The organism is Paenibacillus sp. FSL P2-0136 (genome assembly GCF_037975325.1).
Lineage (GTDB): Bacteria > Bacillota > Bacilli > Paenibacillales > Paenibacillaceae > Paenibacillus_AQ > Paenibacillus_AQ silagei.
In genome coordinates this window covers 3,571,766-3,589,714 of sequence record NZ_CP150244.1, presented here as the reverse complement: position 1 = coordinate 3,589,714, position 17,949 = coordinate 3,571,766, and the positions used below count along the sequence as shown (strand labels likewise).

At 50.7% G+C, this 17,949-nt stretch carries 18 protein-coding genes; all 18 read right to left on the bottom strand.

Going from position 1 to position 17,949, the window contains the following annotated elements; translation table 11 throughout:
- Positions 1-45: 45 nt before the first annotated feature.
- The 18 genes from NYE26_RS14965 to NYE26_RS14880 all read right to left on the bottom strand — a co-directional run bounded on the left by NYE26_RS14965 (position 46) and on the right by NYE26_RS14880 (position 17,878).
- Positions 46-612: a hypothetical protein gene (locus NYE26_RS14965; protein ID WP_339256942.1), complete on the bottom strand. Its 567-nt coding sequence runs from the start codon at positions 610-612 to the stop codon at positions 46-48.
- A complete protein-coding gene (locus tag NYE26_RS14960; RefSeq protein WP_339256940.1) occupies positions 578-1,573 on the bottom strand; it encodes a hypothetical protein in 996 nt (331 codons plus the stop codon). The genes NYE26_RS14965 and NYE26_RS14960 overlap by 35 nt, the downstream gene beginning before the upstream one ends.
- 91 nt (positions 1,574-1,664) lie before the next feature.
- Positions 1,665-1,988: a MazG-like family protein gene (locus NYE26_RS14955; RefSeq protein ID WP_339256938.1), complete on the bottom strand. Its 324-nt coding sequence runs from the start codon at positions 1,986-1,988 to the stop codon at positions 1,665-1,667.
- A 23-nt stretch (positions 1,989-2,011) separates the two neighbouring features.
- On the bottom strand, positions 2,012-3,022 hold the full coding sequence (locus NYE26_RS14950) for a hypothetical protein (protein WP_339256936.1): 1,011 nt from the start codon (positions 3,020-3,022) through the stop codon (positions 2,012-2,014).
- Between the two features lie 113 nt (positions 3,023-3,135).
- Entirely contained in the window at positions 3,136-3,972 is an 837-nt protein-coding gene (locus NYE26_RS14945; protein WP_339256934.1) for a class I SAM-dependent methyltransferase, read from the bottom strand.
- 388 nt (positions 3,973-4,360) lie between these two features.
- Positions 4,361-4,708, bottom strand: a complete 348-nt coding sequence (locus NYE26_RS14940) for a helix-turn-helix domain-containing protein (protein ID WP_339256932.1) — start codon at positions 4,706-4,708, stop codon at positions 4,361-4,363.
- 45 nt (positions 4,709-4,753) lie between these two features.
- Entirely contained in the window at positions 4,754-5,500 is a 747-nt protein-coding gene (locus NYE26_RS14935) for an SDR family oxidoreductase (protein ID WP_339256930.1), read from the bottom strand.
- Between the two features lie 149 nt (positions 5,501-5,649).
- On the bottom strand, positions 5,650-7,389 hold the full coding sequence (locus tag NYE26_RS14930; protein WP_339256928.1) for an ABC transporter ATP-binding protein: 1,740 nt from the start codon (positions 7,387-7,389) through the stop codon (positions 5,650-5,652).
- Positions 7,390-7,568: 179 nt separating this feature from the next.
- Positions 7,569-7,904, bottom strand: coding sequence for a GNAT family N-acetyltransferase (locus NYE26_RS14925; protein ID WP_339256926.1), 336 nt, complete (start codon positions 7,902-7,904; stop codon positions 7,569-7,571).
- Between the two features lie 43 nt (positions 7,905-7,947).
- Positions 7,948-9,234 (bottom strand): nitrate/sulfonate/bicarbonate ABC transporter ATP-binding protein, encoded by a 1,287-nt coding sequence (locus tag NYE26_RS14920; protein ID WP_339256924.1) that lies wholly within the window; start codon positions 9,232-9,234, stop codon positions 7,948-7,950.
- A gap of 11 nt (positions 9,235-9,245) precedes the next feature.
- Positions 9,246-10,970 carry an ABC transporter permease subunit gene (locus tag NYE26_RS14915; RefSeq protein WP_339256922.1) on the bottom strand — a complete coding sequence of 575 codons (1,725 nt, stop codon included), beginning with the start codon at positions 10,968-10,970 and terminating at the stop codon, positions 9,246-9,248.
- Positions 10,971-11,250: 280 nt separating this feature from the next.
- On the bottom strand, positions 11,251-13,470 hold the full coding sequence (locus NYE26_RS14910) for a hypothetical protein (protein WP_339256920.1): 2,220 nt from the start codon (positions 13,468-13,470) through the stop codon (positions 11,251-11,253).
- A 215-nt stretch (positions 13,471-13,685) separates the two neighbouring features.
- Positions 13,686-14,435 carry an ABC transporter permease gene (locus tag NYE26_RS14905; RefSeq protein ID WP_339256918.1) on the bottom strand — a complete coding sequence of 250 codons (750 nt, stop codon included), beginning with the start codon at positions 14,433-14,435 and terminating at the stop codon, positions 13,686-13,688.
- A complete protein-coding gene (locus NYE26_RS14900) occupies positions 14,432-15,217 on the bottom strand; it encodes an ABC transporter permease (protein ID WP_339256916.1) in 786 nt (261 codons plus the stop codon). Before NYE26_RS14900 ends, NYE26_RS14905 begins: the two co-directional genes overlap by 4 nt.
- Complete coding sequence (locus tag NYE26_RS14895) at positions 15,214-15,927, bottom strand: ATP-binding cassette domain-containing protein (protein ID WP_339256914.1); 714 nt, start codon at positions 15,925-15,927, stop codon at positions 15,214-15,216. Before NYE26_RS14895 ends, NYE26_RS14900 begins: the two co-directional genes overlap by 4 nt.
- A 91-nt stretch (positions 15,928-16,018) precedes the next feature.
- A complete protein-coding gene (locus NYE26_RS14890; protein ID WP_339256912.1) occupies positions 16,019-17,029 on the bottom strand; it encodes a HAMP domain-containing sensor histidine kinase in 1,011 nt (336 codons plus the stop codon).
- Positions 17,026-17,703: a response regulator transcription factor gene (locus NYE26_RS14885; RefSeq protein ID WP_339256910.1), complete on the bottom strand. Its 678-nt coding sequence runs from the start codon at positions 17,701-17,703 to the stop codon at positions 17,026-17,028. The genes NYE26_RS14890 and NYE26_RS14885 overlap by 4 nt, the downstream gene beginning before the upstream one ends.
- Complete coding sequence (locus NYE26_RS14880) at positions 17,678-17,878, bottom strand: aspartyl-phosphate phosphatase Spo0E family protein (RefSeq protein WP_063830924.1); 201 nt, start codon at positions 17,876-17,878, stop codon at positions 17,678-17,680. The genes NYE26_RS14885 and NYE26_RS14880 overlap by 26 nt, the downstream gene beginning before the upstream one ends.
- Between the last annotated feature and the right edge of the window lie 71 nt (positions 17,879-17,949).

Genomic DNA, 17,949 nt, shown 5'->3' with positions numbered 1-17,949 from the left:
CCTCGGAATGCAAAGTAATAGGATGTAAACAAAAAAATAATAAATTTAACCATAAGTGTTAAAGGTTGCGCCTACAATAAACATGTAAGGATTATCCGGCAGCTGGATGGAATGCAGCATTCTTGAGCGGTCTAATTGGACTTCACGGACGTACATTACCGTCTCCCAGCCTACTTTTTCATCCTTGTAGCAGAAAGAAGGCATCACCAATGCCGCCGTGTCTACGGAATCACTTTTGAAGAAGCGGTGCCAGTCAAAAAAACCAAATTTCTGTCTCTCTACGTACCCGTCGGAATAGCGCAGTTCGATGTTATCCTCAAATTCGCCCCAGCAGCAAAATCCCAAAAACAAAAGCCGTTCACAATACTGTTGGCATGCAATTGGCAGGACCTGCTCTTCGCAGCTGATTAAGTCCATTGCAGCCGTATCTGTTCTGGGAAAAAGAAAAGGAACACCGCCGACAGGCTGGAGCTGACCATTCGGCATGAATTGACCCGCCAGACTCTCAAAGCCATGATTCAGTATTCCAATGATCCCGAGTTCCGGCCAAGTAACACCCTTCGCATTAAGGTACGGTTCAAGATTGACCGTATGATAAGAACTTGTGTTCAAGCTGAGTTGACATCCTCTCTATATATTGTCTCAGAGCAGCTTCACAGCGCTCTTCATGCAGTATAATTTTGTCAAGCCTTTCGGCAGCTCTCTTCCATTCGTAGGTACCCGTAATTACTGTCTTCATCAACCCGTTCCGCAACGCAAGCCATTTGTTATAGCACTCTTCAAACACTTCAATAAGCGCGTTGTTGGCAGTACTGTACACAGGCGATTGTTCGGAGCATTCCAAAAAATATATGAATTCCAAAAAGCGGCTTCTTACATCAGTCTGTATTTTAAGCAGGTCCCACCATTGGTCCACATAACGGCTCCCTTCTTCCCCCAAAGCCAGTATATCCTTCCGGAACGCGTGCAGACCCGCTAAGCCCGTCATCACGTGCCCGTCTGACCAGCCCGCAATACGGGTCCGGCAATCGGCAAGCAGGTTCAGTACCCTTTGCAGGGTCATATCGAGCTTCGCTTCAGTCAGACGAAATGCATGGGCACCCCATGCAATGAAGCCGTCATTTAGAGCCTCAACCGGCACCCATTCCATCATTTCCGGAATCCAGTCAATGACCAGGGCATGAGTCCGTTCCTGATTGTACTGCTCAATATAGAAGTAATGACCGTCATGCACTCTGTGATAATTGATGGTCCACGGAAGGTACCAGCCGTCCGACTGGGTGAAGAGCCCGCCCCCTTCTTCCATATGATCGATCAGATTGGTATACTCGGCCTGATTCATTTTCATGTGATATATTTCACTTAGGTTGGCGTAGAAAGGCGGATTTTCAGCCCCTTTCTCATAATTCATAAATTCATCCGCAGCATAATAATAGAATCCCCAATTGCCGGAGAAAGTGTACTGATAAGGATGGCCGTTGTTATGAATATGCAGACAAATCAAGTAATCCAGACAATTAAAAATGTCTAATTTCTTCTGGTATACGGGAATTCTTACCGGTGTGCCCGTCATTTTTTGCCTCCTGCTTTATTTCATTAGATTACTATAGTAATTATAAACCCATCAGCTGTAAATGTTTGTCTAAATTGGCTGTTGAATTTTGTCATATTATGAGATCTTTTGCTGATTCCTTCACCTTCACAAGCACTCCATCCCTATTCTCATAGACTCTGCTTTCATTTTTTTCGATCTTGTTCATAATCTCTTCTTCCAGGTTAATCCCCAGAATCTCAGCTAGTCCAATCAGATAAATGGCAACGTCCGCTAATTCTTCGCCGAGGTCGTCTTTCTTCTTCCGGTAAGCTTCGCAGGCCTCAGACAGTTCTCCGTGGGTCAGGCAGAATTCCTGATAAATATCTGTGACATTGAACCCCTTCTCAAGCTTATTCTGATACACTCTCTTCTGGAGTTGTGCTAAATCAATCATGGCTATCTCTCCTATCCGCTAATTTATTGATCTAATCCCATATGCTTGCGTAAATGCACTAGTGACATGGGCCTGATTCGCTTGACTTCGGCGATATTCTCATACAATAGGTGGCTCTTGCCTGCCTGGGCAAACGACTCACGTAAGGCTACGATCCTGCCTTTTTTGAGATCAAGGAACTGGAAGTCGATCTGCTTCAGATGCTTCATTGCGGTCAAAGGCTCTAGCTCCTTCGCGGTCACGGCTGCTGAAATCTCTCTTAGCTGTAACATTTCAAGCTGCGTTGCGGTCCATAAAGGGTCAATATCCTCCAGGGATTTCATCTGATCGAGTTCAAGCTGTATAAGCCCCGGCATATTCGAAAAGTCACACAAAGCCTCAAGCTTCGGCAAGGATAAGTTCAGGTATGTAAGATTGCTCATGGACTCCAGGGCATCCACCTCCGTTAAGTTGCGGATAGCCGCCAGACTCAGCATGGGGACGGTAGAATCTGCAAGCGCATCCAGTGATCCTTTCAAGATGGAGTCGTGAATGAAGAGGCACAGCAGGTTCGGTAACCGGCGGACAAATTCCAGGTCATGAATCGTAGTCCGCAAGATTAAGGTATCCAGGCTGGCGGCATCGCCTATCGGCGTTAAGTCCTGAAACTGCCCATGGACCGAGAGATATTGTAGCTGCTTGAAGCTTGCGAGGAAGCTTAGGTCTATCGGCTTTTTGGCCGAAATGGATAAAAACTGCAGTCGCTGCAACTTGCCAAGCACACTCAGATCCACACTATGAAACAGATTCAACTCTAAGGCTGTGATGTGCTGTAGTTCCGCTAAGGTCTGCAGCAATTCCTCGGAATAGCGCACTTTCCTGTCGGCTTGGCTAATTGACAAGACCAGATCCGGGCGTTCGGCAAATACATGCTGATCTAATTCCTGCAGATCCTGGAGCTTGTCCACATCGATGACATACGAAATAAGCGCCCGCTGTCTGAGCTCCTTCACCGCTTGATCCATTTTACCTTTTGTCCAAGGTGCTCCATTCATTGAGCTAGTCCATACTCCCATTTCCGTGATCCCCCGTTCCTTCGGATATAAAAAGTCCCGCCTGTTTGTGGCAGACGGGATTTTGATTAAGTCATGCTTATTGAGCGGCAGCCTTATAGCTTGCGCACCACATAGATGAGATTCATGCCGCAATCCAGCGTGCCCGGCAGTTTGGTGAACGCGATCTCCTGTTCGACAAGCAGCTTCCAGAATTCCTGGTCAGCCCGGGCGTTCTCTAAGGCAGCATCTCCAGCTTGCGTATATAGTCCGGCAGAGCTTCTCTCCAGAATATTAACCGGAAACTGTGCAAATAAAGCATCCAGCTCAGAGCTTCTCATCATATGGACGTAATGCTTGCTGGGAACTGGATAATGATCTTCGTCCTGAACCCCTGTATTCATGAGCCATCTTGTAGCATCGATCCCGAACTGGTCCTTCTCATAGCGGATGCCTTCGAGATAATACATAGAAGCGCCGATGAAGCTCATCGACCCGACAATCAGGAGGCCGCCCGGCTTAAGTACTCTTAGCAGCTCCCGGATACCATCCGCCTCTCTGTCCAAGAGATAGTTGATGACACCGCCAATACATACTACTGAGTCAAAAGAAGCATCTGCAAACACGCTCATATCCAGCACATCTAGCACATGGAACGCCTTGATTCTGTCCACCAGGGACAGCTCTTGCATTTTGGACTTGTTGAATTCAATCTGATGGCTGGACAGATCAGCGACGGTCAACTCAGAACACATGGTAGCCAGATCTTTGGTGTACCTGCCTGAACCTGCACCAATCTCCAACACTTGGTCCCCAGGCTTGATATAGCGCTGTAGAATGTCCAGATGCACCTGATACAAAAGCTCGCCGGGACCATCCTTCGTAAGCCGTGTCCATTCACGGTCGCCATAGTTGTCGTACCGGCTTCTCGGGATTTCGGGGTTGTAGCTCATGAAAGCCTCTCCTCTTCATATTCAATTGGGTAATCGGAGTAATATCGCTAATGTCGCTAATATCGCCTGCACTCATACAACCACCTCCTCCTTGGAATCCGTCTGCACTTATTATACTAAGCCTCGGCTTATTTGGCATCCTAAATTCCCCAAATTAAAGTTCCCAAACAAAAGTTCCTCGGTGTGGGATTACCATGACTCCGGAGAAGTTTGGGTCTCCGGCCGTCGCCAGACGTCCCCCTAGTCACCCCATTGTCCTTCTTTGGATAGGTTAGCGTAGTCTATTGCTGTCATTATGTCTCCTCCTCTGATGAATAGCGGCATATACGCTGAAGAAGCCTACTGGCAGCAGGCTCCTCTAGTTAGAACTATAGTTTATTAACAATACTTATTCCAAATTTAAAATCTTAAACTCGCCCGGAGTGTAGGATTGTCCTGCATACTTCCCTCCCCAGTTACAAAGCAGTCTTAATACGGGTTCGAGGGATTGACCCAGCTCTGTCATTGAGTATTCCACCTTAGGCGGTACTTGATTGTACATAGTTCTGCGGATTAATCCGTCTGTCTCCAGTTCCCGGAGCGTTTGGATCAGCATCTTTTGCGAAATATTATGAACAAGCCGCTTCAATTCCCCTGTCCGCTTCGGTCCTTGGATTAAATAGTACAGCACAAGCCCCTTCCACTTCCCTCCGATGACCTCTAGTGTAACTTCCAGTTCACAGTGAAAGATTTTCATAACAATCCATCATCTCCTGAGTTGATACACAAACGTTAAGCTGATTTAGATTTGAGCCACTCCACCGTCTGCGAATAATTCAATGCCGTTCAAATAACTGCTCTCATCCGAGGCCAGGAACATGACTGCATTTGCGATCTCTTCTACCTGCCCTACTCTGCCGAGCGGGACATCTGTTTTGGCCTGTTCCAGGTAATTGTCAAGCTCGGAGCCGAACAATTCATCGTACGCAGGTGTGACGACTGAACCCGGACTAAGGACGTTCATCCGAATCTCTGTCCCTTTCGTATCCAGAATCCAGTTGCGGACGAGTTGTCTGATTGCTGCCTTGGAGGCACCATAGATACTGAACGCGGGTACCCCCATTGAGCCGGCCGTAGAGCCTGTCAGGATAATGGAACCTTTTTGATTAGGGAACAAAGGTAATGCCTTTTGTACGGTGAAAATCGTTCCTTTGACGTTGACATCAAAGGTCTTGTAGTAGTGGGCTTCCGTGATTTCGCCTAACGGCAGGAATGACCCTAGTCCGGCATTGGCAAACAGAATGTCCAAATGTCCCTTTTCCCGCTTGACGGTATCGAATAAGGTGTCCAGATCTTCCAGCTTGGAGATGTCACCTTGAACGCCTGTAACATTCTGACCAATTTGCTGTACCGCTTCATCCAATTCACGTTGTCTGCGTCCTGTGATAAACACGTAAGCCCCTTCTCGTACGAACTGCTCTGCCGCCGCAAGCCCGATGCCGCTTGTTCCTCCGGTTACAACTGCTACTTTCCCATCAAATCTACCCATACTATTATACACTCCTTTTATGATTTGTAGTTCCTATGAACGCTAGTATGGAGGAAAAGTTACAAGAAAAACAGTACCCACTTTTTTGTGATATAGTCACCAAAAGGTGATAATTGAAGCGGTGCAAGCTGTGTTATTCTGCTGAAGCGCTAAATTTTCTGCTTCTCCACCATCTTGTAATACATTCCCTGTTGGACCAGTAATTCGGCTGGACTGCCTTGCTCAACAATTCTTCCCTTATCCACGACCAGGATGACATCTGCATTCTTCACGGTGGACAGCCGGTGTGCAATCACCAGGATCGTCTGCTTCCCTTTCAGGCTCAACAAGGTATCGTTCAAGTCACTCTCTGTCAAGGCGTCGAGAGCTGAGGTGTATTCATCCAGCATCAGAATCCGGGGTTCACTCATGAAGGCCCTGGCTAATAGAATCCGCTGGATCTCGCCGCCGGAGAGATTGTCGCCGTGGCCCTCCACCTTCTTCTCATATTGCTCAGGCATGGCTAGAACAAATGGGTCCACATGGGCAAGCTCAACAGCAGTGCTGAATTTGCGCCATGTCTCTTCAGTCATGTCTTCCTTTTGCAGAGGATAAATGATGTTGTCCAGAATAGACTTGTTCCATAGCACTCCCTTTTGCGGAGAATAGCCGACATATCGTCTTAGTTCATGAATGTCCAGTTCTTGGATCGAGACACCGTCCAGGCAGATCTCCCCTTCATCCGGCTCAATGAACCTGTGGATTAGCTCGAATATCGTAGATTTCCCTGAGCCGCTTAGTCCAACAACCCCCACGAAGGCTCCTGGCTCAATGTCCAGATTAAAGTCCGTGATCCCAAAAGAATCTGCCTTAGCGTACCGGTACGAGACATTCCTCAGCTGCAGGAGGGGGACACGGTGATAGTCGGGAGCTGTGGCTCCCGATGAAATTTTCTCCAGTTCAAGGATGTCATTCAGGTTATTAATAATGACCGTCATGCGGCTCCTATCGATGTTCAGCGTAAACAGCGACTTGAAAATCTGATACAGTCTTGGAAGAATCACAATAAAGGCCAGCAATGTGCCTGGTGAGATGCGGCCTTTTAGAATCAAGAACAGACTATAGCCGTAAATGATGCCCGTAATGATGGAAATGACCGTATCCGCGACCAGGTTCAACACCACATGATGAAATAGCCTAGACTGCCGGGATATCTTCCACGCCTCGTCATTCCACTCCCTCCAGCGTTTCTGCTCCGCCTGATGTCCGTTACACCTATGGACCGCCTTCAGATTCGTGAAGAAATCATTCAAATAGTTGATGCCCTTATCCAAAATGCCATGATACTGCTTATCCAGGCGCTCTGTCTTACTCCTGAAGCGCTTGAAGCCGTACATACATAGAGGGAATGAGAGGATGGCTGCGAGTGTAAGCTCGGTACTCATCGAGAACATGATCCACAGGGTAGCGATTAGCAGAATAGCATTCGAGACCATGGCCATCAGGGTGTCAACCACGAAAATTTCACATAGCATCCCCACCTGCAAGGTGATCCGGTTAATGATCTCCCCCTTGCCGATGCTGTCCACGTCTCTTGGCCGGGTCTGAAGTACGTCAGAGAACAGCCGCAGGCGCAGATTCTTGGATAAATGGTTGCCCAGCTCATTATTGTAATAAGAGGTGACGCTGTTCAAGGCGGCGTAAATTACGGGAATCAGAATAAGCAGGAGCATATAGAATGCAGCCGTCCCGATCTGCTTGTCAGGCAGGATGTCATCGAATAGGTCTTTGAACAGGAGGGGCTGAACAGTCGAGACGAATGCGGCTAAAATATTGAAGAATAGGATCAAAACAAGGATTCTCTTACTATTAGACAATATCTCCTTAATCAACGTCCGGGTCGGATTCATAAGCCCGCAGAACCTCCTTCAAAGAGCGCAGCTTATATAATCATAACGGATCAGGAAGATGGAATTAACCTGCCTAATAATAGTAAATCACCTTACATATTATAGAATTCAGACTTGGAACTAAACGCGGAAAAGCCAGCGTCCGCTAGGAATCGCTGGCTTCTCAGTTCTTGTATGAATTACTTTCCTTCCTCCGCCCGCCAAATTCCGGCCGCTGTAGACGAGAAGCCGCACTTCTCATAGAATTCCTTGTGTTCACGGCTATAAGTGAGGGTTACTATGGTCAATCCGCGTCGAATAGACTCGTTCAATAGCTCCTTAACAAGCTGCTGCCCCACTCCGTGCCTCTGATAATCTGGATGGACGATAATGTCCTCCATATATCCGTGCTCCAGACCGGTTCCGGCAACGTAGCCAAAGGCAATGAGTCTCCCTGCGGAATCTCTGGCTCCCGCCCAGAAATTGCATCGCTGAAACAGGGCTGGATAGTCAGAGTCCCTTCTTGACCAGCCCACGGCTTCTCTTAACCCAGGAACCTCCTCAGCACGAATGTCCAAGTTAATTAGAATCATTTTCCAGGTACAACACCTTTGCTTTTTTGTCATAGGCAATCAGTTCTGCGTATCGGCCCCAGTCGATCACAATGTCCAGTTGAAGCGCGGCTTCCTCTGCCTCAAAATGCTTCTCAAAAATCTCCGCGAAAAAGGCCCGTTCCATTTTGTTATTGGATTTTGATTGCAGAATCCAGATGATTTTCTCCATGATAGGAACATGCTCCAGCACCTGGGCCTTGAAAATTTCCTTGCGCATCAGGACGCTTGCATCGGCGAACTGGTGACCCACCTCTGTCAGCTCGATATCTCCTTGCAGAATCGTAGCAAATTGCAGCATTTCCACCGCCTCGACGATGGGCAGGAAATCTTCCAATTTCAGACTTAATTGATCGGCCAGCTTGTACAAGTCCACTTGTTGACCCAGATCGTCAATCAGTTCAATGAAGCCTGTGAGGGCGCCTGCCGGAACCGGTGGTATTTTCTCGATGGTGTTTTTCTTTTCTTCGGCCGGACCGGCAGGCTTCACTTCCCTTTGGGTCAGTATGGAGTAGATTTGGTCCACAAGCGATGTGAACTGCGGATCTTGTTTATCCCTCCAGTGCGCCAGCGCAATGGGAATATCGGAGATCACACGGGCGGGATCTCTGGATAAGACGATCGCCCGGTCTGACATATAGACAGCTTCCTCTATACTGTGGGTGACCATAATAATGCATTTGGTAGGGATTTGCCGCTCCGTCCACAGCTCCAGCAAGTCGCGCTTCAGATTCTCTGCGGTCAATACGTCAAGAGCTGAGAACGGTTCATCCATCAGAAGAATATCCGGCTCCATGACGAGCGCCCGGCCGATGCCCACACGCTGGCGCATCCCTCCTGATAATTCTTTGGGGTATGCCCCTTCAAAGCCGTCCAGACCAACCATATCGATGACAGCGAGTGCTTTACGCATTTTGTCGGCTTCGCGCAGCGGTTTGTTCGCAAGTCCCAGCTTCACATTCTCAAGGACCGTAAGCCAAGGGAATAATGCAAACGATTGGAACACCATCCCGACGCCCGGATTCGTACCGGCAATCTCTTGTCCATTATAGAGCACCGAGCCTTGAGAAGGCGGCACAAGACCTGCGATGATGCGCAGAAGCGTCGATTTCCCCGAGCCTGAAGGTCCCAGGATCGAGACTAACTCGCCTTCTTTAATCTGAAGGTTGATATCTTCCAGAATACTCACATTTGCCTGCTTCGGCTGATCATAACGTTTGGTGATTTGCTTTAATTCAATCAATGCTTTGGTCATGTTCTACACCTCTAATCCAAGTGATATTTGCTTTCAGCTAAGGCATACAGCTTGCGCCACACCAGACGGTTCACGATCACAACGAGCATGCACATGACGATAATGCCCCAGATGATCTCCGGCCAGTTCCCGTTCGTGGTGGCTTGCGCAATAAATGTACCTAACCCGGCTGCCTGCAGATCCTGATCCTTCCAGGAGACGATTTCGGAAACGATGCTGGCGTTCCAGGCGCCTCCGCTTGCCGTAATGCAGCCAGTGACTAGGAAGGGGAAAACAGCGGGAAGAATGAGCGTCTTCCAGGTCTGCCAGCGCGTCAATTTCAGAGTTACCGCGGCTTCCTTGAGATCGGAAGGAATGGCCATCGCCCCGGCAATCACATTAAATAATACATACCATTGTGTACCCAGCATCATCAGCGGAATTGCCCCAATCTCCATCGATATTCCAAACTTCAAGTACAGAATCGTGAATATTGGAAACGCCATGTTGGCCGGAAAAGAAGACAGAACCTGCACAACAGGCTGAACAATTCTTGACAGCCGCGGATTCGTTCCGATGAACACGCCTACAGGCAGCGTCCAGAGTACAGCCAGCAGTGTCGAAACAACAACGCGTAACCCGGTCAGCAGGCCGAGGTACACCACATGCACCAGCTCGCCCCAGCTTAATTGGGCAATCTCGAGAATGCCTGAATACAAATACTTGAGCATCAGCACAGCGGCCGCAGACAGGAATAGCCATTGAAGAGCCTTTTTGACCCTTGACGGGACATGAGGCAGCTTCAACTGTGCGCTTCGGGTGGCAAGCCGCAGGAATCCGTCATGAACGCCGCCGTGCAGCTTACGGTTAAGATAATGAACAAAGCTGGCCCGCTTCAGAAGCTCTAACACCCAGGAGGTTGGTGCTTCGCCTGCTTCCGTCTGTTCATTCTTGAATTTCTGGCTCCAGGCAATCACCGGACGCCAGAATAATTGGTCTACCATCACAATCAGCACCACCATCGCCAGGATCGCATAGATAAGTGCTCTAATATCGCCATCCTCTGCGGCTAGGGCCATGTACGTCCCGATTCCCGGCAGATGCAGATCCTGATTCAGCACGCTGATCGATTCACTGGCCGCCAGAAAGAACCAGCCTCCGCCAAACGACATCATGCTGTTCCAGACCAGGCCGATCATCGAGAATGGCGCTTCCAGCTTCGTGAAACGGTGCCATCTGCCCAATTGATTCATTGCGGCAGCCTCCTTCAGATCGCGGGGGATCGTCTTAAGGGAATGATAGTAGCTAAGTGTCATATTCCAGACCTGGCTGGTAAAAATAGCGAAGATCGAAGCCATTTCCACGCCGAGCAGGCTGCCTGGGAACAAGGCCATGAAGGCCAGCACTGTGGCCGACAGGAATCCAAGTACAGGAACGGATTGCAGGATATCAATGGCGGGAATCATAAACTTCTCTGCAGTCCGGTTATACGCCGCGATGCGGCCGTACACGAAGGTGAAGATCAGGGATGCTCCAAAAGCGATAAACATCCGCAAAAGGGAACGCCCTGCATAATAAGGCAGCCATTTGGGGTCCAGACTGAGCGAAGACAGTTCCTCTGGATCTAGAGGCACCTGCATCCCCGAGCCTAGCTTCGCTGCGGCATACAGGACGGATAACAACAAGGAAATGACGAGAATATCCGCCCAGCCGAAGGTTCTACGCTGATTCCCTTGATGGAAAAAGTTCATTTGCATAATGTACAACTCCAATCTGAGGTAAATAAAAAAACTCTCCGCTGCCTTAGGCAGGGAGAGTTGCACATTCCTTCATTCATAAGAATATAAAGCTATCCTGCTCAGTCAATAAGAGGCGCCAGAAGATAGACTGAATAGAACAGACCTATACTGCAATGGGGGAAGGGTAGGCTTCCTGCTTAACCGGAACATAAAATTCCTGAAATCGTATATTTGACTACTGCTGTCCATCTCCAGTTCCCTCCCTTCATTAAATGAATTTACCAATCCTTGACTGTGCTTACGTGGCGTAGTTAACAATAGTGGCTTCCCTGGTGCGCTCATCGTAGGCAATCCATAATTCATCCCCGGCTTCCACGCCATACACCGGTTCTATAGATTGCCTGATCCGGTAGCTCTGTCCGCCGCGTTCGACGGTGATCGTGGCAAGCGGCCGGTCGCCGGTCGTTCCCCGGTAGTCGACCGATCGGACGCTGGCACTGCCTTGCTTGCCTTGCAGAAGCCGCGATTGAAGCGCAACCTCCTCCGGCTTAGCAGTTACGGGAACTAACGCGCCTACAGTGACTTCCAGATTCTCCGGAACGAACTGGCTGTTCACCTTGCGCAGACGTTCCTTTCCGTTCACCATCACTATCTCAAGCAGCAGCAGATTCTGGCCGGCAATCTTCACCGGCAACCGCTGAACTCTTGTAATTTCAGCCTCTAAGGTGAGCTGGGTTGCCTGATCACTCCGCCCCGCAGGACCGTATCTCAACAAACGGGCGTTGCCGCTTGTGATTATCAGATCTGCCCGTTCTCCGGCACGGTAGACGAAGCCGGAGGGCTGCACCACAGGCACACTGTAGCTTTGGCCTGCTGCCTCAAAGTGCAGCAGCAGTGCTTGCCCACGATTTACAGGTCCGCAGGCTTCCATCTGTCTTAAGACCGCATCATGAATGATCCGGGGCGGTGCCTGGTTCTTAAGCTCGCTCTCCCGTACCAGGGTCGCCTTATGCTTGCTCCGGTTATAGCTAATCATCACCTGATCGCCTGGACGGATCGGGTTCAGATAAGAAATGACCTGCTTGATCTGGACTTCCTTACTCTGGCCCAGGTCCGTGAAACGGACGGTAAGCCGGACCTGTGGTTGTTCGTTGACCAGCATCCCCGTCTCGGCCAGATTGATAACCGTGCCTTGAATCAGAACCCCCTCGGCCAGCTTCTGCCACCGCTTGCGGATGAGAAGCTGTGGCAGCCAGAGTAGTCCCACCACCATCAGTAAAGGAATTGCGAGCCAGATCACCCAGTTCACAACCAGGGCATTCCATGTCAGCACATAGTTCTTGAAGGTCGCTGCAGATAATTGATCCTCCCCGCCAGCCATCTGCCATTGCTGCAGCTCCCCGTTGCTGATCTGTCCGCTAAGCCCCTCCTTGACAAGCAGCCAGCCTCCCAATGAATCCGGACTTGAATAGTACAGTGTATCATTATTCGCTTCTTTATAGAAGCTCAGCTTTGGATCTTGCAGCTGATCGTAGGATAATGTCTTAAGCGCGGCATTGACATTCGTAAATTCCCCGGTCTGCCCATGATACAAATACCCGCTTAGCTTACCCTTAAGCTCGTCTTCCGCAGTGGACCCGGCAATTAGCGTCTCTTGATCGTTCAGCGGGAAGAGTCTGGCCTGATAGACCGGCTCCGGCGTCTTGACGGCTTCGCCCCATTTACCCGCAGCCTCATTGTAATAGTGAACCTGTTTTGGATATTCGCTGCTTACCCGCAGTAGCCGGGTATTGTCCAGTCCGAACTGCGCGGCAAACTCCTGCCCTACCCTCTTCTGCGCTTCGGGAGCACTCTCCTGCTCCCCCTTCAGCCCAAGTAGAGGTATGCCATCCTTGCCGAAGAGGGCAGAAGCATAAGCGGTACGCCCGTCCTTCAGTCCCAGTTCATAGAAGGGAAGCTGATACCCGTCCATGAAGCTGAAGGAGGCTTCACGGATCGAGACCGGCCGTGCGGGAAGCCCGGCTGATCCGTTCAGATTCGCGTAATGGAGCTGAGCCTGGCTGACTTCTGCCACATGGACCGCTGAGCTTTTATCCGCCCCGGCGAATAGTAATCTGCCCCGCCACTCATGCCCGTCGGAGCTCAGAAAGGTCGGGATATCAAAGCTTCCCTGCACCAGCTCTTTTGCGCCATCCGCCGGATCAATAACATTCACCTGCAGGCCCATATTGTCCTTGGTTGCGACCACCAGCTTACCGGCCTGATAAGAGACCAGCCGCTGCCGGTGGATGTCTGAGCGCAGCTCCACCTCCTGCTCAGCTTTATGGGTGCCTGCGTCATACAGCGTCGCCATCAGCCCGTTGCTGCTGTCCGTGACCGCAAGCACCTTCTTGCCCTGGTCCAGATAATACAGCGCTTTGACCGGGTGCAGGCGATCCGCTGCACTGCGCACATAACCGGAATAATCGTTCCAGACCAGGAAGCTGAGGATTACCGCAGGAATCCAGAATATTAGCATAAATAGGGCATAAAATGATTTTCTCATCGCCTGCTCCCCCCTCTGCATGTTACGGCGTCTACTATAGCCTTCACCGTAAGGAACGAGAATGAAACGGCCAGAAGCTTTCATGTTGTATAGGATTGCAAACCCAAAAAAGCAGAGCAGCGATTCTCCCGTCACCGGAGTTTCACTGTTCTGCTTGCTTTAAGCATTGTCTATTATCAGCGGTGGCCTCAGGCATCCCGGATACGGTAGACAACAATCGCTGTCGCCACAAAGGACACCATCCAGATCATTACAATACCGGCCCCCTGCACAGGCGTAAGGACATTCAGTTCGCCAGAGGAAGGCAGCAGGTACATGTAACGTCCAGCCGTATCCGGGAAATAGGCCGGCAGAAGCCCCCGCGACCATGGACTGATAATGAAATAATAGCCGAGCAGGATCACCAGGGCCGGAACGGTTCTTCTCAATAAAGCCCCTATCGCCGCGCTAAGCAGTGTGGTCAAGGTCAGATAGCCCGCTGCCCCCAGCAATGCTTGTATGACTTCATGAGGTTCAATCCCTGCTGCACGGCCGCCTAGCCTCCAGCCCGCATATAGGACACCGGAGGCCGTAAGGATAAACGCCGCAGGAATCGTAATCAGGGTGAGTGCCAGATGCTTCATCAATAATTGGCGTCCGCGCCAGGGGATTACCGTTAACGTTGTGCGGATCTGTCCGCCCGTATACTCGGAGCAAGCCGCCAAGATCCCCAGAATAATGAACCCTGCCTGAAGATAGCTCATCGAGGCAAGTCCTGTATTCAGGATTCCGGGTGCTGCGGCTCCTTCCTGCAGAGAGGCGGAAGTGAAGGCCGCAGTCAAAAGCAGCTGAACAAGAAATGTAACCGTAACTGCGGTCCATATCCATGGCAATGTCATCAGCTTGTCCAGTTCAGCCCTAAGGATTCGTATAGTCTTCCTGCCGGATGAGACATTCATGCTGCAACATCCCTCCTATGGAACACAATAGCTGCAATCCCAAGCAGCACGGCCACCCAGGCAAACATGATCAAGCCGCCGGTGAACGGGGTGTGATAGCTGTCGAACAGACTGCCTGTAACCTCGGTCGAGGCACTGTTCTTAGTGAACATAAACATCTCCATGCCGGCCCGGTCCGGCAAATAGAATGCCAGCTTCGTCACCTTGGCAAGCAGGACACTGAAGGATACCAGCGATGAATTAATCATGAGCACGGTAAGCGGGATCATGCCCTGCTTCGTCAGCAGCGTCAGCCCGAAGGCCAACAGTGCAGTGAAGGTCCAGTAGCAGACGGCACCGGCAAGCCGGGTCCATTCAAGTAGCGGGGCATAGTCACCTAATATATAGTGTGTGGTTGGTACAATCAGAATTACAGCAAGGATACACAGGAGGATGCTGATGACAGATACAGCGCCTGCTTTTGCCAGAAACAACTGAAGCCGCGATGATACAACCATCAGACTTGTGGAAATCTGCTGCCCTCCGGCCCCTTCACTGCTCTCTGTCCGGTACTCGCTGCTGACTGCAAGCACGCCAAGGATAATAACGCCCTGCACACCAAGACCTAATCCGCTGTAGCCCATTTCGGGCAGCCGTGTGCTGACTCCAGCTATAATCGCCTCTTTTTCTGCTATAGCGTCCAAGGCAGCAATGACCGCAGGAGCCAATGCTCCAATAAGCAGGGCGAGCCAAATCCCCGGCAGCGAGAGCAATTTCGAGATTTCTGCATGGAATGCCTTCACCAAGCATCACCTGCCTGTTCAGAGGTCAGGGCGAAGAAGGCATCCTCCAGCGTGGAATGACTGCCGGTTACCTCCTGCAAGGTGCCGTCTGCGACAATTCTCCCCTGCTTAATGATCACCACATCGTCCACCGTTTCGGCCAGCTCGCCCATAAGATGACTGGAGAGCAGCACCGTATTCCCGGCTTCTGCTCGCTTACGCAGAAATGTCCGAATCCAGCGGATGCCTTCCGGGTCGAGCCCGTTCACCGGTTCATCCAGAATCAGAATCTCCGGGTCTGCAAGCAGCGCTGCTGCGATTCCCAGTCTTCTCCCCATGCCGAGCGAATATTGCTTGACTCTAGTGCCCGCTGCCGTGGTAAGACCGACAATATCCAGCACCTCTTCGACCCGTGAGCGGGGCAGACCGGCGGCGCAAGCGATCCAGCGCAGGTGTGCCCGTCCTGTCCGCATCGGATGGGCTCCAGATCCGTCCAGCGCGGCACCTACGGCTGCCAGTGGGTGCTCTAATTCTGCGAAGGGCCTGCCATGAATCAAGGCGCTCCCGGAGGTGGCATGATCCAATCCGAGCAGGATACGGAGTGTAGAGCTTTTGCCGGCCCCGTTGGGTCCCAGGAATCCTGTGACTCTTCCAGGTCTGGCTTCGAAGGTGATCCCGGATAGAATCTTCTGCGTACCGCGGCGTTTGACTAAGTTATTGATGGTAAGCAACCATAACACATCCTTTCGTTATGGTGCTAAGTATACAGATGCAAGGTTACATCCCGGTGGGCAGGCCGTTTACTTCCGGGTTAATTTCAGGTTACATTTTGCCAATGACTACCCTCGTCCCGTGCCCGCTGGAGTTGAAATCAGCCTTCAGGGTCATTGTATTCAGCATGTAATGTACGGTCGATAGCCCTATTCCCGCCCCACCACCGTATGCAGAATGATCCATGCCAGGGCCTTTGTCAGCGACAAGAATCCGTTCCTGCTGCACATCCACAGCGATAGAAGCATATTTGCCGTCCGCTGCATGGCGGATGATATTCTGAAACAGATTATCCAGCACCCTGGTCATCCACCGAGGATCTGCTGTCCAGTGGAAGGTCTCTTCTGCGGGCAGATCAACATCGACCTGAATGCCATGTTCTTCAAAAACCGGATACCACGCAGCAACCGAGGCTCTTACCAGGCGCCCCATGTCTGTGGGAGCAGGCTCGAAGGGATATTTTCCTGAGGTAAGCAAGGTGTATGAGAGCAAATCATCCATCAGCTCTCCGGTCCGGGTAATGGTCTGGTTGATCTCTGCTAAGGAGCTCTGTCCTTCTGGACTCATAGGTTCTTTGTTCAGCCGGGTGACATGTCCCCGCATGATGGTCAGCGGCGTCCGCAGGTCATGGGACATGTTGGCAATGAGCCGTTGCCGCAGCCCTGCCTCTTCCTGCTCCCGCCTGCGGCTGTCTTCCAGCTGCCGGATCATCCGGTTGAAGGAACCGCCTAACTGGTCTATTTCATCCATGCGGTCCTTTTGAATCAGGACAGGATCAGGCGAGGAATCCGCAGCAGCGGGAGTAGCGGACATAGCTTCTTGTAAGCGGGTCAGACGTTTGCGGAGTCTCCAGAAGAACAGCCAGGATAGAACAACGAACGCGACAATGATACAAGTGAACATAAGCACTGTAATGTAAAAAAGGTTCAGCGTATTGAATCTTGGCTCTGTCCCGGAAGTGCCAAAGAAGGATGAGAATACCATCAGCACAAGGGGCGGCAGCAAGATGAACAGAAAGTGCAGCTTCAGAAAATGCCGGAACAAGGAACGGGGCTGCTTCATAGCTTCACCCGGTAGCCGATTCCCTTCAGCGTCTCAATAATCTCCGGGGTCTCCGGGTCGCGCTCCAGCTTGTGCCGCAGTCGGTGGAGATGCACCAGCAAGGTCTTGTCGCCAGGGATATAGGCTTCCTCCCAGACAGCTTCATAGAGCTGTTCCTTCGGCAGAACCTGATTCGGATGGCGCAGGAAATACATCAGGATCTGATGCTGCTTCCCTGTCAAAATAATCTCTTCTCCTGTACGCTTGTCATAAATGGTCTGAAGCTTCGTGTCCACTTCAATGTGAGTGCCCAGTGTAATGCGGTCCGAAGAGACTCCGCCGCTCCGGCGGATTAATACCTCCAGCCTGGCCACCAATTCATCGGTATGGAAGGGCTTCGTCACATAGTCATCCGCGAATTGTAAGCCCTCTACCTTATCATCGACGGAGGTCCGGGCGGTCAACAGCAGCACTGGAACGGCGGGGGCCGCCTTTTTTAACCGTTTGCCTATAGTGAATCCATCTAAGCCCGGTAACATGATATCCAGAATAACGACATCATACTGCGTAACCTCAGCCTCGGCTCCCTCACCGGATTGCAGCCATTGTACCGAATATCCCCGCTGCTCCAGCTCGTCTTTGACCCAAGTGCCGATTTTCTCATTATCTTCAATATAAAGTATGTTTGTTCTCAAGTAATTTCCTGCTCTCTATTAATCTCTGCTGCTCTCCCTCCATATTATACTGGTTAATCAATTCATCCAATACCATGGATTGCTTAAGGACCGCAGGGTGCTGAAGATCATGATGTTTCTCCGCCAGAATGTGAAGTCGGTTCCGGGCACGTTCAATCCGGACTTGCACGAGCATATTTCTGTTCACCATAGAATCCTCCCTTTATGCTATCTTAGGGTTTTATGACAGATAATAGGATGTCTTTT